The 18,988-nt window shown below is 42.5% G+C and carries 14 protein-coding genes; all 14 read left to right on the top strand.

Features of this window, described 5'->3' with window-relative positions:
- Positions 1 to 6: 6 nt before the first annotated feature.
- Positions 7 to 4,386, top strand: a complete 4,380-nt coding sequence (locus tag AAIG11_RS02900; protein WP_343184767.1) for a PolC-type DNA polymerase III — start codon at positions 7 to 9, stop codon at positions 4,384 to 4,386.
- A gap of 212 nt (positions 4,387 to 4,598) precedes the next feature.
- Positions 4,599 to 5,060, top strand: a complete 462-nt coding sequence (locus tag AAIG11_RS02895) for a ribosome maturation factor RimP (protein WP_343184766.1) — start codon at positions 4,599 to 4,601, stop codon at positions 5,058 to 5,060.
- A gap of 11 nt (positions 5,061 to 5,071) precedes the next feature.
- Entirely contained in the window at positions 5,072 to 6,229 is a 1,158-nt protein-coding gene (gene nusA, locus AAIG11_RS02890; RefSeq protein ID WP_343184765.1) for a transcription termination factor NusA, read from the top strand.
- A gap of 31 nt (positions 6,230 to 6,260) precedes the next feature.
- On the top strand, positions 6,261 to 6,536 hold the full coding sequence (gene rnpM / locus AAIG11_RS02885) for an RNase P modulator RnpM (protein WP_343184764.1): 276 nt from the start codon (positions 6,261 to 6,263) through the stop codon (positions 6,534 to 6,536).
- Between the two features lie 20 nt (positions 6,537 to 6,556).
- Positions 6,557 to 6,838 (top strand): L7Ae/L30e/S12e/Gadd45 family ribosomal protein, encoded by a 282-nt coding sequence (locus AAIG11_RS02880; protein ID WP_343184763.1) that lies wholly within the window; start codon positions 6,557 to 6,559, stop codon positions 6,836 to 6,838.
- 30 nt (positions 6,839 to 6,868) lie between these two features.
- Positions 6,869 to 9,199 carry a translation initiation factor IF-2 gene (gene infB, locus AAIG11_RS02875; protein WP_343184762.1) on the top strand — a complete coding sequence of 777 codons (2,331 nt, stop codon included), beginning with the start codon at positions 6,869 to 6,871 and terminating at the stop codon, positions 9,197 to 9,199.
- A gap of 45 nt (positions 9,200 to 9,244) precedes the next feature.
- A complete protein-coding gene (rbfA, locus tag AAIG11_RS02870; protein ID WP_484477152.1) occupies positions 9,245 to 9,712 on the top strand; it encodes a 30S ribosome-binding factor RbfA in 468 nt (155 codons plus the stop codon).
- Positions 9,693 to 10,697: a DHH family phosphoesterase gene (locus AAIG11_RS02865; protein WP_343184761.1), complete on the top strand. Its 1,005-nt coding sequence runs from the start codon at positions 9,693 to 9,695 to the stop codon at positions 10,695 to 10,697. The genes rbfA and AAIG11_RS02865 overlap by 20 nt, the downstream gene beginning before the upstream one ends.
- Positions 10,678 to 11,589, top strand: coding sequence for a tRNA pseudouridine(55) synthase TruB (gene truB / locus AAIG11_RS02860; protein WP_343184760.1), 912 nt, complete (start codon positions 10,678 to 10,680; stop codon positions 11,587 to 11,589). Before AAIG11_RS02865 ends, truB begins: the two co-directional genes overlap by 20 nt.
- Before the next feature lie 22 nt (positions 11,590 to 11,611).
- Positions 11,612 to 12,565: a bifunctional riboflavin kinase/FAD synthetase gene (locus AAIG11_RS02855; RefSeq protein ID WP_343184759.1), complete on the top strand. Its 954-nt coding sequence runs from the start codon at positions 11,612 to 11,614 to the stop codon at positions 12,563 to 12,565.
- 85 nt (positions 12,566 to 12,650) lie between these two features.
- Positions 12,651 to 12,914 (top strand): 30S ribosomal protein S15, encoded by a 264-nt coding sequence (gene rpsO, locus AAIG11_RS02850; protein WP_283408441.1) that lies wholly within the window; start codon positions 12,651 to 12,653, stop codon positions 12,912 to 12,914.
- Positions 12,915 to 13,086: 172 nt separating this feature from the next.
- Positions 13,087 to 15,255, top strand: coding sequence for a polyribonucleotide nucleotidyltransferase (locus tag AAIG11_RS02845; protein ID WP_425499405.1), 2,169 nt, complete (start codon positions 13,087 to 13,089; stop codon positions 15,253 to 15,255).
- A 77-nt stretch (positions 15,256 to 15,332) separates the two neighbouring features.
- Complete coding sequence (locus AAIG11_RS02840) at positions 15,333 to 16,562, top strand: M16 family metallopeptidase (RefSeq protein ID WP_343184757.1); 1,230 nt, start codon at positions 15,333 to 15,335, stop codon at positions 16,560 to 16,562.
- Positions 16,563 to 16,587: 25 nt separating this feature from the next.
- Positions 16,588 to 18,981, top strand: coding sequence for a DNA translocase FtsK (locus AAIG11_RS02835; protein WP_343184756.1), 2,394 nt, complete (start codon positions 16,588 to 16,590; stop codon positions 18,979 to 18,981).
- Positions 18,982 to 18,988 lie beyond the last annotated feature (7 nt).

Below are 18,988 nucleotides of genomic sequence, written 5' to 3'. Positions count from 1 at the left end.
GGTCCCATGTCACTCAATACAACATATACACTTTCTCACATGTTGAAAAAACTTAATGTTGCTCACACTGATGAACATCACATATGGATGCAATGTCGTATAAATCGATTGGTGCATATAAAAAAGCAGGCTCGCGTAATGCTCTATCTTGAAACAAGCAAACCATTACCCTTGCGTCAACTGGATGACTTTATGAGCCAAATTAAGAATAAATTGGAAATCAATGATTCGATTGCATACCGATTGTTGATTGATTTCAAAGAAACTGAGCCGAAAAAATTAGTAGAAGCCCCTTTTTTCGAAGAAAACATTCACTACGTTCTTACGCAAATGAGTGCAGCAGCGGTTCTCCTGAAAGATGAGGTGCTATGGAACCTGGTGAATGGCGAACTGCAGTTGACTTTTCAAGACCCGACTTTTGAACGAAAAGCATTTGATAAACGCATCCATGAAATGATTGGGAAAATGATCGCCAATATGTATGGTGCTCAGCTTAAATGTCGAATTGCTGCAAACAAACCGGTAGCATTTGATAATACTGCTTATGAGAAGTCAAAAAAAGCCTTGGAAAAAGTCATTATTTCTGATGCTCTGATTCAAAGCAATGGCAATGGCCATGGTAATGATAACAGTTCAGTCAAAAAAGACAACTCATCATCATACGGTAAAATGATGAAAACCCGAAACCAAGGAGAAAACGGCAAATCGGGCCAGATAACCTGGGTAGGAAAACCCATTAATACAACACTACAGAGCATTGGTGAATTGAGAGAAGACGATACCCAGGCGACTCTTAAGGGTGATATTTTTTCTGTGGACGTTCGAGTGCTGAAAAGCGACAGGAAGCTCTACATTTTTGATCTGACTGACTATACTGGTTCGATCACTGCCAAGTTATTTGAACCCAAAAAAACGCAAGTTGACCTGGAAGAACTTTTGAAATCGGGCACAACCATACTGGTTAGAGGTAGTATTCAGTTTGACCATTACAGCAAAGAAAATATTCTCATGGTATCAGATATAATGCCGCATTATTCCAAACCATCAACTGACAATGCCCCACAAAAGCGGATAGAATTTCACTGCCATACGAACATGTCGCAGATGGATGGAATTTGTTCGCCAACCTCTGTTATTGCCCAGGCGGCTAAATGGGGTCATTCTGGAATCGCCATCACAGATCATGGTGTTGTGCAGGCTTTTCCAGAAGCAGCGGCCGCCGGTAAGAAGCATGGCATCCGCATTTTTTATGGGATGGAAGGGTATTTGGTGGATGACGAAATGCAACTGGTGACAGGGGCAGACGAACATACCTTTGAGGATTCATTTGTTGTTTTTGATATTGAAACAACAGGGCTATCCAATGCCCATGACCGGATTACCGAAATTGGTGCTGTTCGCGTTGAAAATGGCGAGATAGTTGGAGAGTATTGCTCCCTGATTAATCCAGAAAAGCACATTTCTTCCGAAATTACCGAACTTACAGGTATAACGAATGAAATGGTAATGGATGCTCCTCGTATTTCGGAAGAGTTGCCCCGGTTCATAGACTTTTGCAAAGGGTCCGTTTTAGTCGCTCACAATGCTGATTTTGATGCCGGTTTTATTCGGGAGAATATGCGACGAATAGGAATGAACTTTCATTTTCCTGTGCTGGACACGCTTGCTCTATCAAGAATTCTCTTAAAAGAGTTAAAACGGCACAAACTGAATTTGGTCGCAAAGGCATTACAGGTAAGCTTGGAAAATCATCATCGTGCTATCCATGATGCCAGGGCAACAGCAGAAGTGTTTCTTAAGTTAGTTCAACGAATGAAAGAACAAGGCATTAATACGATGTCAAAAATGAACCAAGTGCTGACACAGGCTGTTGATGTATCTCGTCTCAAGCCGTATCATGTGATTTTGCTTGTGCAAAATCAAAAAGGATTAAGAAATTTATATGAGATGGTTTCTGACTCGCACATGAAATTTTTTTATAAAAAGCCACGCATACCCAAAAGTGTTTTAAATCGCAAACGTGAAGGGCTGTTTGTTGGAACTGCTTGCCAGGCTGGAGAGTTATACCAGGCAGTTCTCAATAGAGAGCCAGAAATGAGACTAATGAATATCGCCGCTTTTTATGATTACCTGGAAGTTCAACCGATTTCCAACAATGCTTTTTTGATAGACAAAGGAATGGTTAACAACCGTGAAGAACTGATGGAAATTAACAAAGACATTGTACGATTGGGAGATCGTTTGAACAAACCTGTCTTAGCAACTGGTGACGCACATTATACCCGTGCCTGTGATGACTTGTTCCGTCAGGTGCTTCAGACGGGAATGGGTTTTGACGATACTGAAGACGCAGCCCTTCTAAATTTGAAAACGACCACAGAAATGCTGGAAGAGTTTTCATATTTAGGAAAGGAGCGTGCAGAGGAAATTGTTATCACACAAACTCATGCATTGGCTTCTCAAATTGAAGATTTGGTTCCGGTTCCAGAGGGTACTTTTCCGCCCTTTATTGATGGATCAGAAGAGCAATTGGAAAGGCTTTGTCGCACAAAAGCAACTGAAATTTATGGAGAGCCCTTGCCTGACCTCGTTGAAAGACGATTAGAGCGTGAGTTGCGATCAATTATTGATAATGGTTATGCAGTAATGTACATGATTGCACACAAACTGGTAGCGAAATCACTCAGTGATGGTTACCTGGTGGGATCAAGAGGTTCTGTTGGTTCATCATTTGCAGCTACTATGAGTGGTATAACAGAGGTAAACCCATTGGCACCCCACTACGTATGTCCGTCATGTCACCACTCGCAATTTTTTACAGAAGGAGAGGTGGAGTCTGGTGTAGACCTGCCTGATCAACACTGTTCCAACTGTGGCACTCAATACCGAAAAGACGGGCATTCCATTCCCTTTGAAGTATTTCTTGGATTTGAAGGAGATAAAGAACCGGATATTGACCTTAACTTTGCTGGAGAGTATCAGGCTACTGCTCATCAATACATCGAGCACCTGTTTGGAGAAAGTAAGGTTTTTCGGGCGGGAACGATTGGTACCATTGCCAACAAAACTGCCTATGGATATGTCAAAAAATTTGGTGAAGAAAAGGGTGTTCAGCATAGCAATGCAGAAGTAAAACGACTGACAGAAGGGTGTACTGGCGTCAAAAAAACAACAGGTCAACATCCAGGCGGTGTCATGATTGTTCCTGCAGATCGTGACATCCATGAGTTTACACCAATTCAGTATCCAGCCAATGACACAAAATCAGGTGTGATTACCACTCACTTTGACTACCATGCGCTTAGTGGCAGATTACTGAAGCTTGATATTCTTGGCCATGATGTGCCAACGATGATACGTATGTTGGAAGACTTTACTGATACAAATGCATTGGAGATACCACTGGATGACCAGTTGACAAAAAGTATTTTTATCGGAGCAGAAGCTCTCAATTTTCTTGACCAACGCTTTTCACCTGATCTGGGAAGCATCGCCATTCCAGAGTTTGGAACCAAGTTTGTTCGCCAAATGCTCCAAGATACACAGCCTGAAACATTTGGAGAGTTAGTGCGCATAAGTGGGCTGTCGCATGGAACAGATGTGTGGTTAAACAATGCCCAAGAACTGGTTCGAAATGGTGTGGCTTCACTTAAAGAAGTCATATGCACCAGGGATGATATTATGAACTATCTGATTCTTAAAGGGCTGCCTTCGAAAAGTGCTTTTAAAATAATGGAAAATGTTAGAAAGGGAAAAGGTGTCACAGAGGATGAAATAAGGCTTATGGCTGAGAATCAAGTACCTCAATGGTATATTGATTCATGCAACAAGATCAAATATATGTTTCCGAAAGCACATGCAGTTGCTTATGTAATGATGTCTTTTCGAATTGCCTGGTACAAGGTACATTATCCCGAAGCTTTTTATGCAACTTATTTCAGTATGAAAGTGGAAGACTTTGATGCACACCTTATGATTCAGGGAATCGATGCAGTAATGAATAAACTGAAAGAGCTGGAGACTCTGGGAAATCAATCAACTGCAAAAGAAAAAAATCAAATGATAGTGTTGGAGGTGGCACTGGAAATGTTCAGCCGGGGAATAGAGATGCTTAAGGTAGATCTTTACGCCTCACATCCGGAACAGTTTATTATTGAAAAGAACAAAGTGCTTCCGCCTCTTGCTTCTCTGCAAGGTGTTGGACAGAACGCTGCTCGTCGCATTTCTGAAGAACGGGAAAAAGGCGATTTTCTGTCACTTGAAGACTTGCGTCAAAGAACAGGTGCCTCCAAAGTTGTTATTGAAACATTACGAAATCACGGTGCCTGCCATGATTTGCCTGAAACCAACCAACTGTCACTCTTCAACCTGCCGATTCAATCTTGATTTGGGGCAGTTGCTGTGGTATAATGATACCGATATGGATCTGGTGATGAAAAGTGTTGTCTTGAATCGCATATCAACGACTAGAAGAGTGGGTATTCCCCACTCTTTCCTGTTCATCACAATAAAATGCTGCTGTGGTGGAAACATTGTTACTGAAACCGGGTTCTCCAATAGATAATACAGGAGAAGACCTGATGACAGGAGGAGAACTTATGAAACGAAAAGAAATTGAACAGGCAGTCACTGATTTGACTCAACAATTGTTAGAAGAAAACATTGAATTGGTTGATGTGGAATTTGTCAAAGAAGGGCCCGATTATTTTTTAAGGGTGTATATTGACAAAACAAATGGTGTAACAATCAATGACTGCGAAACACTGAGTCGTCGATTGGACGCCAAACTTGATGAGTACGATTGGATTCGCGAACAATACTTTTTGGAAGTGTCCTCTCCTGGACTGGACAGACCGTTGAAAAAAGAAGCGGATTTTCAAAGAAATCTTGGGAAACGTGTAGAGGTTAAATTGTATCAACCTTTCAATGGTGAAAAACAATATGAAGGAGTCTTGATTGATAAACAGGGCGTTTCGTTGATCATTGAAACGAATGATGGTCAGCAAATAACCTTTAATGAGTCACAAGTTGCACTTGTGAAACTTGCCATTATTTTTTAGGAGGCTCGGGCATGAACATCGAATTTATGGAAGCGCTGGAACAAATCCAGCAGGACAAGGGTATTTCTAAAGATGTGCTGATTGAAGCCATAGAAGCAGCATTGATTTCCAGCTATAAACGAAATTTTGGTTCTACTCATCAGGTCAGAGTAGAAGTAAGTCGTGATAGCGGAGCGGTGCATGTGTACGGTCAAAAGCGAGTGGTGAATGAAGTTGAAGATGATACTCAGGAAATTAGCCTGGAAGAAGCAAAAGCAACAGATCCCCGATATGAAACAGGCGATGTCGTCGAACGTGAAGTTACTCCCAGAGATTTTGGGCGCATTGCAGCTCAAACTGCCAAACAGGTTGTTGTACAACGCATTCGTGAAGCTGAACGAGGTGTTGTTTTTGAGGAATACATCAGCCGAGAATCAGATATTATAGCGGGTGTTGTGGCGCGTGCAGTTCGAGGAACCATTTTAATTAATCTCGGAAAAACTGAAGCCATACTTGGACACAACGAACAAATGCCTGGTGAAACCTATCATACAGGGGACCGAATTAAAACGTATATCGTTGAAGTGAAGAAAACCACTAAGGGGCCTCAAATTCTTGTATCACGCACACACCCCGGCCTTATTAAAAGGCTTTTTGAACTGGAAGTACCAGAGATTCATGATGGAATTGTCGAAATTAAAAGCATTTCCAGAGAGGCCGGTTATCGGACAAAAATTGCCGTTGACACCAAGGACGCCAATGTTGATCCCGTGGGTGCTTGTGTAGGTCAAAAAGGTGTGCGCGTACAAGCGATCGTCAACGAACTGAGGGGCGAAAAAATTGATATTATCCGGTACAGTGATAGTCCGAAAGAGTTCATTACAAGTGCACTTAGTCCGGCTAAAGTAAGCCAGACCTACGTCTATGAAGACACCAAATCAGCTCGGGTGGTTGTGCCTGACTACCAGCTCTCTCTGGCCATCGGAAAAGAAGGACAAAATGCCAGATTGGCTGCGAAACTGACAGGATGGAAAATTGACATTAAAAGTGAAAGCCAAATGGCGGAGCTGGAATCGGCTCAAACAAATATCGGTGAAAAATGTGAAGAACCAATAGACTCAGCTGATGACACCAACGCCATAACAGATCCTGAGACGGATTTGGAAACAACTGAAGAATCTGAAGAATAAACCACATTTTTTAATGTAGGGGGGCGGCGTTTTGAATCTAAAAAAAACACCATTAAGGAAATGCATCGCCTGCCAAGAAATGAAAAGCAAGAAAGAACTGATACGAATCGTTGCCAACAAGGAAGGACAGGTTCATTTGGACACCCATGGCAAAGCTCATGGTCGTGGCGCTTATGTGTGCAATCGGGCAGAGTGTTTTGAGAAAATCAAAAAGACAAAAGCGTTGAACAGAGCATTTAAGCGAGATGTACCTGACGAAGTTTATTCAGCACTGGCTGAAAAGTCTCAGGAAGGATCAGATCATTGAACACTGATGGGGTTAAAACCATGTTGGGATTCGCAGCAAGAGCAGGAAAGCTGATCTCAGGTGAAACAGGCAGCAGAATTGCAGTAACGAAAAAAAAAGCAAAACTGATGATTATGGCAGAAGATGCGGCAGCAACAACGCAGCATGAGTTTATGCAACTGGCGGAGCGTTATCAAACTCCCATTTTGAAGATCCTGACCAGGCAGGAGTTGGGAAATACCATTGGCAAAAGCCCGCGGGCAATTGTTGTAGTGGTCGATCCTGGATTCGCCATTCAGATAAAAAAAAGAGCAGCTGAATGACCGAAAGGTGAAATGCTGGAGGTGAAGCGTATGTCAAAAGTGCGTGTCTATCAACTCGCAAAACAATTGAATGTCGAAACGAAAACGTTAATCAAGAAGCTTGATCAACTGGGTGTTGTAACGAAAAACCACATGAGCACGCTGGAAGAAGAAGAAGCAAAATTAGTAATGGAACTTATTAAGGATGAAGCAACCAAAAGATCAGCTGCTAAGAAAACTGAAACTGCTGAAAAGGCTGCGTCTGAAAAAAGCCCGATTTCTGGCACTCGTAATAGGGTTACAGAACAAGAAAAACCAAAAACGGACTCAACAAAGCCATCCGATGGCTCCCGACAAAGTTCAGGAGCCAAGCCAGCTGATCGGAAAGAAGCGAGGCCCCAAAGCGGCCGAGTGACTTCTGGTTCAACTCCGGCTGTGCCTGCCAAAAAAGAGTTGCAGGGGAAAAGTCAGCCAACGCAGCAGAAGGATGGCAATAAAAAGCCCTTGTCGAAAGAAGCTGATAAGAAAGCAGTCAAGGAAGTGCGTCAAAAGGGTAAAGATAAAAAGGCAGGACATCGTCCTTCGCCTAAAACAAAATCGGAAACAGCAAAAATTGAACAGAAAGAAGGCCCGGCAATTATCGAAATTGGAGAACAGATCATCGTAAAAGACCTTGCTGATAAATTACGCAAAAACCCCAATGAAATCATTATGAAATTGATTCAAATGGGAATTATGGCAGCTATCAATCAAGAAATTGATTTCGAAGCAGCCAATAAAATTGCGCTTGAATATGAAATTGAGATTCACAAAAAAGAAGAAGAACGTGTGGAAGAGGCTGATGTTTATATCGCGAAAGATGAAGCGAAAGACTTGCGTTCAAGACCGCCAGTCGTTACAGTGATGGGGCATGTTGACCATGGAAAAACTTCTCTATTGGATGCGATTCGAAAAACGAAGGTGACCGAACGCGAAGCTGGAGGCATTACACAGCATATTGGTGCTTCAGAAGTTGAAATCGATAAAAAGAAAATTGTCTTTTTAGATACGCCTGGTCATGAAGCTTTTACTGCCATGCGTGCAAGAGGAGCAAAAGTAACAGATATTGCTATTCTGGTTGTTGCAGCCGATGATGGTGTCATGCCTCAAACAATTGAAGCCATCAATCATGCCAAAGCAGCAAAAGTACCAGTAATTGTGGCGATTAACAAAATTGATAAGCCAGGGGCAAACCCTGACCGTGTGAAACAGGAACTGGCAGATCACGGAATGATTATTGAAGAATATGGCGGTGAAGTTATTGCGGTTCCAGTGTCTGCACTGAAAGGTGAGAATATAGACAATCTGCTGGAAATGATTTTGCTGGTGGCTGAAATGGAAGAACTGAAAGCCAACCCGAATCGAGAAGCTATTGGAGTAGTCATCGAGGCAAAACTGGACAAGGGACGTGGCCCAGTGGCAACTGTTCTGATACAGAACGGAACGTTGCGCGTTGGTGACTCAGTGGTTGTAGGTAACACCAGCGGACGAGTTAGAGCTATGATTAACGACAAAGGACGCAATGTATCGGTGGCAAAACCATCAACAGCTATTGAAATCACGGGGCTATCCGAAGTGCCGGACGCAGGCGATCAATTATTGGCAGTGGATGACGACAGAACGGCCCGTGAAATTGTAGCAAATCGAATCAATCGAATCAAGGAGGCACAGCTGAAAGCCAGCCAGAAAATTTCGCTTGATGCTCTGTATCAGCAGATGCAGGATGGTCAAATCAAAGAACTCAATATTATTTTGAAGGCAGATGTTCATGGATCAGTTGAAGCAGTGAAACAATCCCTTCAAAAACTTTCCAACGATAAGGTTATCATTCGTCCAATTCATGGTGGAGTGGGAGCGATTACTGAAACTGACGTCATGTTGGCGGCTGCATCCAATGCCATTATCATTGGTTTTAACGTGAGACCAACGACCCATGCTTCAGCGCTTGCCAAAAAAGAAGACGTGGATATTAGAACTTACCGAATCATATACAATGCCCTTGAGGATATTGAAGCTGCCATGACAGGCATGTTGGATCCTGAATACAAAGAAGTTGAACTAGGAAAAGCAGAAGTGAGAGCTACCTTTAAAGTTCCTGGTATTGGAATGGTGGGTGGTTGTTATGTCATTGACGGGAAAATCCTGAGAAATGCCAGTATTCGACTTGTGAGGGATGGTATTGTCATTCATGAGGGCAGCATTAGCTCTCTGAGAAGATTTAAGGATGATGTGAAAGAAGTGGCAACCGGTTATGAGTGTGGCATTGGGATTGAAAACTATAATGATGTCAAGGAAGGCGATATAATTGAGGCCTTCCAAATGAAAGAGCAGAAACGCGTTTAGTTATCATCAGAGGATTAAACGAAGAAGTGTTTATTCCAATGGTCGATGAATGAGAGGATGAGGAATATGGCTTATCCAAGAGTGAGTCGCATCAATGAAGAGTACAAGAAGATTATCAGCCAAATCATCCGCCATGAATTGAAAGACCCACGCATTTCGCAAATGGCGAGTGTTGTCTCTGTTGATGTTACCAGAGACCTTAGCTTTGCAACTGTGTATATTAGCGTGTTGGGCTCTGAAGATGAAAAACAACAGACGCTAGAAGGGTTGGCAAAATCTGCAGGATATGTCAGGCGTGAGGTTGGAAAAAGAGTGAAGCTTCATCATACACCGGCGATTCTTTTCAAGGAGGATAACTCAATTGAATACGGTGTTAGTATGTCACAGAAAATTGCTGCTGTGAATCGAACTGATGCAGATCACTTCAAAAAGCAGATGGAAGAAAATCAACCAGAAAACCCCGTGACAGATGAAAATCACAGGAGCGACTCACATGAGAATGATTCAGAATAAAAATCCATTGCAGTTACTGCAGGCACATCACAAAGTTGCCTTGATTACTCACGTTCATCCAGATGGAGATGCCTATGGTTCTTTGCTTGGACTGCTGCATTTGCTGAAAGGCAAAGTGCAGCAGATACAAGCTTTTGCTGAGGAAGATCAGCACTCAAAGTTCAGCTTTTTACCAGGATTCGGTGAGATAAGATGCGTCTCAGGATTGGTTGCCAGTGATTTTGATTATTGCATTGCGTTGGACTGCGGAAGTGCTCAACGTGCTTGCGGAATTGAATCCTTTTTGAAAACGGTAAAACAAATAACCATCATTAATGTGGACCATCATATTAGCAATACAATATTTGCACATATTAATGCGGTGGATGTAGAAAGTTCTTCCACCTCAGAATTGGTTGCCTCCCTTTCAAATGAAATGGGTTGGGAGTTGAGCGAGGATGTCGCCACATGTCTATTAACGGGCATTGTGATGGATACAGGTCATTATCTCTATGAAAACACAACTGACAAAACCCACGAAATAGCGGCACATCTGCTTCGGGTGGGTGCGGATCAAGATCTGATCCGCTACAATTTGTATCAGAATCGTCCTGTTCAAAATGTCCGGCTCATGGTGCATTTAATTGACCATATGGAATTACTGTCCAATGGCAGGGCGGTTATATTGAGTGTACATGATGAAGACATGCAACAGTTTGATGTTGCTTATGAAGATCTGGATGAAATGATTGCCTATGCGAGAGATATCGCTGGTGTTGAACTGGCAGTGATATTCAAAGAGTTGAGCAAGACAGAAACAAAAGTGAGTTTTCGCTCAAAATGCTGGTTTGATGTCAATGAACTGGCATCTCAACTGGGCGGCGGAGGTCATCAGCGAGCGGCGGGTGCTGTTATAGAAAATTCTTTGCAAGAAGCAAAGAAAACATTGATTCCAATGATAGAAGTATTATTCGCGGAGGTTACACATGAGAATGGGTCTGTTTAACGTACTGAAACCACCTGGAATGACTTCACATCAGGTGGTCGCATTTTTGCGCAGGATAACCCAGACGAAAAGAGTTGGGCATGCAGGTACGTTGGATCCACAGGCAGCTGGAGTTTTACCGGTTTGCGTTGGAGATGCCACTAAAATGATTCCCTTTCTGGATCACCAATGCAAAGTTTATCGAGTGGAAATGCTTTTAGGTATAGCCACAGACACTCAAGACACCACTGGAAAAATCACAGCAGTCTGCAACTCGATTCCTGATCATAAAATAGTCGAACAAGTCTTAAAGTCTTTCATGGGCGAATACTGGCAAATACCTCCTATGTACTCTGCTGTGAAAAAGCATGGTAAAAAACTGTATGAACTCGCCAGAAAAGGTGAGACGGTTGAACGTGTTGCCAAACGAAAAGAGATCTTTGAGATTAACTGGATTTCAATGAATCAGGATCGTGTGCGCTTTGATGTTGTCTGTTCTGAGGGAACATATGTGAGAACCCTGTGTCACGATGTTGGTCAGAAGCTTGGTTGTGGCGCCACAATGGCCTTTCTCTTAAGAATAGAAACATGTCGACAGTCTATTCATCAAGCAGTTACACCTGATGAAATCAACTGTGCTGTGAATTGGGCAGCGTTGTTGATTCCCATTGACAAAGTACTAAACAATTACCCGTCTGTTCATATCTGTGATTCGCTTCAGAAATGGCTATTTAATGGCGTTCCAATTAAAAGCGATCTAATTGACAATGATAGAGTCCATTCTCCAAATCAGTATCTAAGAGTCTATACTTCTGATTGTTTTGTTGGTATTGGGCATATTAACGAAGACGGAACACACTTTAAAATGGTTAAACTGCTTCCGGAAGCTGCATCAACCGTACAGTTAAGGTGAGATACAAAGGAGTCGCTGAGTCATGAAAGTGCTGGAAAATTATCGCGAACTGATGTATGCCAGTGAACCACGTGCGGTGGCATTGGGAAACTTTGATGGAATTCATTTGGGACATCAGTCACTCTTACATACGATGGTTCGTGAAAGTGAACTGCTGAGATTGGTTCCAACTGTCTATACGTTTAAAAACCACCCTGGAACAGTGCTTGTCGATCGACCCAACCAGATTTTTCCTTCAAAAATTACGCCTATTTCATTGAAAATCAGAATCATGGAAAAAATGGGCGTTGAAATGCTTTTTTTGGACAAGTTCACGAAAGAACTCATGCAGATGCCACCTGAAATTTTCGCGAGAACAATTCTGGTTGATTTGTTAAATGCAAAGCTGGTGGTGGTTGGAGAAGATTTTCGTTTTGGTGCAAATGCCAAAGGCAATATTAACACACTGAAAGATCTTTCGGTTGCGCATGATTTTCAATTAATTGTAGTGCCTCCGGTTTTTGATGGAAACAGCAAAATAAGCAGCACACAAATTCGTCGAGAGATTGAAAAAGGTAATATGGAGAAAGTGACACGGCTGCTTGGACGACCATTTATGATGTACAATCAGGTTGAACGCGGGTATGGCAGAGGAAGGACATTGGGATATCCGACGGCAAATTTGATTTTGGAAGAGCAGCAAATGGTACCGGCGGATGGAGTCTATGCGACCTTCGTGCGGATCGACGCTAAGCTTTATTCGGGAGCAACTTCGGTGGGTGCCAATCCTACTTTTGGCGCTAAAAATACAACAGTCGAAACGTTCATTATTGACTGTGATTTAATACTTTACGAAAAAGAAATTGAGTTGTATTTTCATAAAAAAATTAGAGATCAAATTACTTTTCAACATGTTGAATCTCTAAAAAAGCAGATACAGCAAGATGTCCAAGTCATAAAAGCCTATTTACAAACAAAAAAAACTATGATAGTATGATTAGGTCAGGAACCCATCCTCGGTCATTCGATTCACCAACGGTTACTTGGGATGAGGGGATAAATATAAGGAGGTGAAACGATCCATGGAAGAAGCCAAGAAGAAGTCAATTATTGAATCGTTCAGAACACATGATTCTGATACGGGTTCACCCGAAGTTCAGATTGCACTTATGACAGACCGCATCAATCATCTGAATGAACACTTGAAAATCCATAAAAAAGATCACCATTCCCGACGTGGATTGCTGAAGATGGTTGGTAAACGACGCAACATGTTAAACTACCTGAAGAAAAAAGATATTGAAAAATATCGGCAATTGATCGAAAAGCTGGGACTCAGAAAGTAATCGAGAGCGGGATTTCCCGCTCTTGTCTTATAATGTCTCCTTTTTTATCAATAATCATACCTATACATTATGGTGCTTTGGCATCGTACCAATAGAACGTTTATGGACGCTCAAAGCGTCATTGACTGGATGCTGAGTTCGGTATCACATATGTGTTATAAGTGAAGGGAGGATCAGATTGATGGTTCGACAATTTTCAACACAGCTAAATGGTAGAACCCTCACCATTGAAACTGGTAAAATGGCATTTTTAGCCGGAGGCAGCTGTACAGTACGTTACGGGGATACAATCGTACTGGTAACCGCCTGCAGTTCAAAATCACCGAGGGAAGGCATAGATTTTTTTCCTCTTAGTGTCGATTATGAAGAAAAAATGTATGCAGCCGGTAAAATTCCCGGAGGTTTTATTAAGCGTGAGGGACGGCCTTCAGAAAAAGCGGTTTTAGCCTGTCGATTGATTGATCGCCCAATTCGTCCGCTTTTCCCTGACGGATATCGAAATGAAGTGCAGGTAATTGCCACAGTGCTCTCCATGGATCATGACTGTTTACCTGATGTTGTGGCTATGATCGGTGCTTCTGTTGCACTTTCGATTTCAGACATTCCTTTTATGGGGCCTATCGCCGGATTGCATGTCGGCTATATTGATGGAGAACTTGTTGTTAATCCAACCAGTCAACAGCGAGAGACAAGTGCTCTTGATTTAGTGGTTGCTGGAACAAAAGATGCAGTGATGATGATAGAAGCAGGGGCACACGAACTGTCTGAAGAGACGATTTTAGAAGCAATTTTATACGGGCATGAGGAAATTAAAAAAATCGTTGCTTTTATCGAAGAGATTCAAGTAGCAATCGGCAAAGATAAACAAACTGTTATGGCAGAAGAACTTGATGCATCAATTGAACAAGAAATTCGTGAATTTGCCCAGGGCAGGATTGCCGAAGCATTACGTACTCCTGATAAACTGGAAAGAATTGCAAATTTGGACGCTGTTCAAGATGAATCAAAAGTTGTTTTTGGTGAAAAATATGAAGACAAAATGCTTTTAATTAAAGGACTGTTGAAGCAAATTGTTAAAGAAGAGCTTCGCAGCCGGGTAATCACCGAGAAAAAGCGTATTGATGATCGAGGGCTTGACGAGATTCGATCAATCAGTTCTGAAGTGGGCTTAATCCCTAAAACTCATGGATCTGGGTTATTTACTCGTGGTGACACACAGGCACTGACAATCACCACACTGGGAGCTTTGGGTGATGTTCAGATGATAGATGGTTTGAGCGAAGAAGAAGAAAAGCGATACATGCATCACTACAATTTTCCTCCTTTCAGTGTGGGAGAAACCCGATTTATGCGAGGACCGAGCAGACGTGATATCGGCCATGGCGCATTAGCCGAAAGAGCACTTGAACCGATGATCCCATCCAAAGAAGACTTTCCTTATGCTATTCGAGTAGTGTCAGAAGTTTTGTCATCAAACGGATCAACTTCTCAGGCAAGTGTTTGCGGCAGCACGCTATCATTGATGGACGCAGGTGTGCCCATTAAAAAAATGGTGGCAGGAGTAGCCATGGGCTTGATTAAAGAAGGCGAAGAAGTGGCAATTTTGACGGATATTCTGGGAATGGAAGATTTTCTTGGCGACATGGACTTCAAAGTTGCGGGAACAGAAGACGGCATTACAGCCATTCAAATGGACATTAAAATCGCCGGTATTGGCAGGGAAATACTGGAGAAGGCATTGGAAAAAGCACATGCCGGTCGACTGCATATTCTTGGAAAGATGAAAGAAGTTATCAGCGAACCAAGACCCGAACTGTCTCCTTATGCGCCGCGCATTCTAGTGATGCACATTCATCCAGATAAAATTCGAGAAGTGATTGGTGCCGGTGGCAAAACCATTAACAAAATCGTCGGTGAAACTGGAGTTAAAATTGATATTGAAAATGATGGTACCATCTATATTGCAGCTGAATCTCTGGAGTCTGGACAAAAAGCCTGGGATATCATTGCCAATATCATTAAAGATCCTGAAGTGGGAGAGATATATACAGCAAAAGTGGTCAAACTAACAGCCTTTGGAGCTTTTGCCGAGTTTATGCCTGGCAAGGATGGCCTGTTGCATATTTCAAATATTTCCCATGAGCGGGTCAATAAAGTTGAAGATGTACTCAGTGTGGGAGATGAAGTTCAGGTAAAAATTATCGAAATTGATCCACAAGGCAAAGTCAGCTTATCAGCGAAAGCGCTGCTGACTCCTCCACCAGGCTCGGAAAATCAAGAGTCCCGAGACCGGGGTGGCAACCGTGACAGGGATCGGGGCAAAAGAAATTTTCGTAAATAGCATCGGTATGAACAAATAAGAGCATAAACCGAAATGGGTTTATGTTTTTATTTCGTTCTGACGAAAGAGGGGCATTTATGGCAGAATATAAGAAACTAACCAACGGGCTGCGAATTGTAACTGAAGAAATCCCGGTAGTGAAATCAGTGGCCATCGGATTATGGATTCGGGCTGGTGTCGTCACTGAAAGTGAATCTAACAACGGAGTTTCTCACTTTATCGAGCATATGCTTTTTAAAGGAACTGAAAACCGGTCAGCTCGCGAAATTGCAGAAATGGTAGATGGTGTAGGTGGTCACATCAATGCGTTCACCAGTCGGGAGTATACCTGTTACTACATGAAAGTATTGGATGAAAACCTGAGTATGGCGGTGGAATTACTGGCAGATATGTTATTTAACTCTCGTTTTGATCCTGAAGAAATTGAGAAAGAAAAGAGTGTCATTGGTGAAGAAATCAGCATGTATGAAGATTCTCCTGAAGATCTTGCCCATGACCTGTTAATAGAAAATATGTTCCGTCATCATCCATTGGGCTATTCGATTCTTGGTCAGCCGGATTCCATCGAAAGCTTGACAAGAGAAGCGATGTTGACATATATGAAGGACCACTATCGACCGGAAGATACCGTGATTTCAGTTGCTGGTAATTTTGACCCAGCATACCTGGATGAACTGCTTCATCAATATTTTTATGACTGGAAGAGCAAGCCATCCACACAAAATAAAACACTAGCCACCCCAGCCCTTTGTTTTGGCGAAATATCTCGGGCAAAGGATATCGAACAAGTTCATTTAAATATTGGCTATCAGGGTGCTGTTCTTGGATCGCGTGAAATGTTTGATCTACTGGTTATCAATAACATCATTGGAGGCACAATGAGCTCGCGACTCTTTCAATCGATTCGAGAAGAAAAGGGATTAGTTTACAGCATTTATTCATCTATGCACAATTACACCAGTAATGGCGTCTTCACATTATATTGCAGTATGAATCCAGGTCAACTAACTACGGTGCAGGATTTGATTGATAGTGAGCTTGAAGAACTAATGAAAACAGGATTTACTGCAGATGAATTTGAAAAAGCAAGGAAACAATTAAAAGGCAGCTATCTTTTGGGAATGGAAAGCACCAGTGGTAGAATGGCAGCTATGGGGAAATCTGAGTTGTTACTTAATCGCATAGATACTCCCGATATGATTTTGCAAAAGATCAATGAACTTGAACAATCGAATGCAGAAAGAGTCATGCGTCAATACATGCATCCTGATCAAAAAATGGCTGTTTTGGTTGGCCGGGTATCTTGAAACAACTGGGATAAGAGGTGAGTTGATGAAACCGCAATCATCTGACAAAAACAGGCATAGGAATGGGAGCAAAACAACCAAAGCGTCTGGCAGCAGGAGTAAGGCCAGCAGGGCAGAAAAAAGCCGCAGCGGTAACAAACGGCGTATTCCGCTGGAAGTTGTGGGAATTCTAACCATTGGATTTCTTTTGTTCACGTCATTTGCCATGCATACTAAAAGTGGCGGATTTATTGGCATAGCGGTACGATGGTTCTTTTTTGCTCTGTTTGGTTGGATGGCTTATCCTTTTGTTTATTTTTTCCTTGTCACCACTTGTCTCGTCCTGTTTAAAATTCATCACCAGCCGAATGTGAAGCAACGCATTATGCTTATGGTTATTTTGTTGCTATTTTTTCATATGATGGCAGGGTTGCTGGATGCTTCGCTGCTGAATATCCTCCAAAACGAGGAATTTGGTGCGAGTTTAATGACGGCCGTTAATAGAGGCGTCTTATCAAAAGGTACCGGCTTCATTGGAACCATCCTGTTATACTGGCCCCTCTATTTGCTTGGACGTACAGGAACTGTCATTTTTTTGACAAGCGTTACTTTCGCGTTACTTTGGCTGACAAGTCCCAAAACTCTTGTCAGTGCAATGCATATGATTAAACGTTTTATTCTTAGAGTATCTGAAAGAATCAAGATGCGAAAAGAACAGAAACTAATGGCAGATAAAAAACGCCAGCCAGAGATAAACGAATGCATCAAGAAAATGTCATCTGCCACAAATGAAGAAGCGACTAACTCGCAGCTACAAGCAGAGGAAGCGATACATTTTCAAATGATTACTTATGAACCGGAACACAGAGAACATCTCAAACTGGAGCTCGAATCCGGCGCACAGGATAATACAGAAAAAACTGATGAACAGCTGCTTCCGGAAAAGCCGGTGGAAGAAACACTGGCAGCAACACTGAAAGAACTTGAAATGAAAAAAGCATTGCGGACATTCCAGTTGCCGGCACTATCGCTGTTGAAAGGAAACCAGCATTATCAGCCCCGTACAGATCGACGACAAATGCTGGCAAAAGCTAAACTTCTAGAAGAAACGCTGGAAAGCTTTGGTGTAGCTGCGAAAGTAGTTAAAGTGAGTCAGGGCCCTACAATTACCCGTTATGAGTTACAGCCCAGCAGAGGTGTCAAAGTCAGTAAAGTAGTAAACTTAAGTGATGACATAGCTTTGAATCTGGCAGCTTCTTCTATTCGCATTGAAGCGCCGATCCCTGGCAAAGCAGCCATAGGCATCGAAATTCCCAATGATCATGTAGCGATGGTAGATTTAAAAGAACTGCTCAGTGCAACGGAATATCAGACACTTCAGGCACCTCTCCCCTTTGCCCTTGGAAGAAATATAGCAGGTGACCCAATGGTTTTTGATATTAATAAAATGCCTCATCTGCTGGTGGCAGGTGCTACAGGTTCTGGAAAAAGTGTCTGTATCAATACGCTGATTTTAAGCCTTCTTTTCAGAGCAAAACCAGATGAAGTCAAGCTTTTGATGATAGACCCAAAAGTCGTGGAATTAAACCAGTATAATGGAATACCACATTTAATGATTCCTGTTGTGACAGATCCCAAAAAAGCTACTGGTGCTTTACGATGGGCTGTAACAGAGATGGAGGAAAGATATCAGCGTTTTGCTGCAAGTGGGGTTCGAGATATTGCTGGCTACAACGAAAACCAAAAAGACGATTCGCTGCCCTATATTGTCGTGATAATCGATGAGTTGGCCGACCTCATGTTGGTTGCAGCAAAAGAAGTAGAAGATTATATATGTCGGCTGGCTCAAATGGCGCGGGCGGCAGGTATTCATCTGATTATAGCCACGCAGCGACCGTCCGTGGATGTGATTACGGGCATTATTAAGGCGAATATTCCTTCGCGCATTGCATTTTCTGTTGCCTCTCAGGTTGACTCCAGAACCATTCTGGATATGGGAGGAGCTGAAAAGCTACTCGGCAAAGGCGATATGCTGTTTCATCCAATTGGTTATAACAAGCCGGTTCGCATACAGGGTGCCTTTGTTTCCGATGAAGAAGTGAAGCAAGTGGTAGAATTTTTGAAATCACAAAATGGCAGTGAGCATGAATACGAGACAACTGTCATGGATAAAATCGAATCAATGCCCGAATCGTCCTATGAAGAGGAATCGGATGATTTGTTCCAGGAGGCCTTGCGTATTGCATTCGATCATCAACAGATTTCCATATCCATGCTGCAGCGCCGCTTAAAAATGGGATACAATCGAGCTGCAAGGCTGATTGATGAAATGGAGGCCAAAGGATATGTTGGCCCAAATGAAGGGACTAAACCTCGGAAAGTTATCAATCGACCTTCAGGGGTGGGGGAAATGGAATCATCTTCGCAGAAAGAACACTAGAACATCC

Source organism: Anoxynatronum sibiricum (assembly GCF_039414295.1).
Classification (GTDB): Bacteria; Bacillota; Clostridia; order Peptostreptococcales; family Tindalliaceae; genus Anoxynatronum; species Anoxynatronum sibiricum.
The sequence above is the reverse complement of the archived record's forward strand: the minus strand, read 5'-3'. Positions and strand labels throughout refer to the sequence as shown.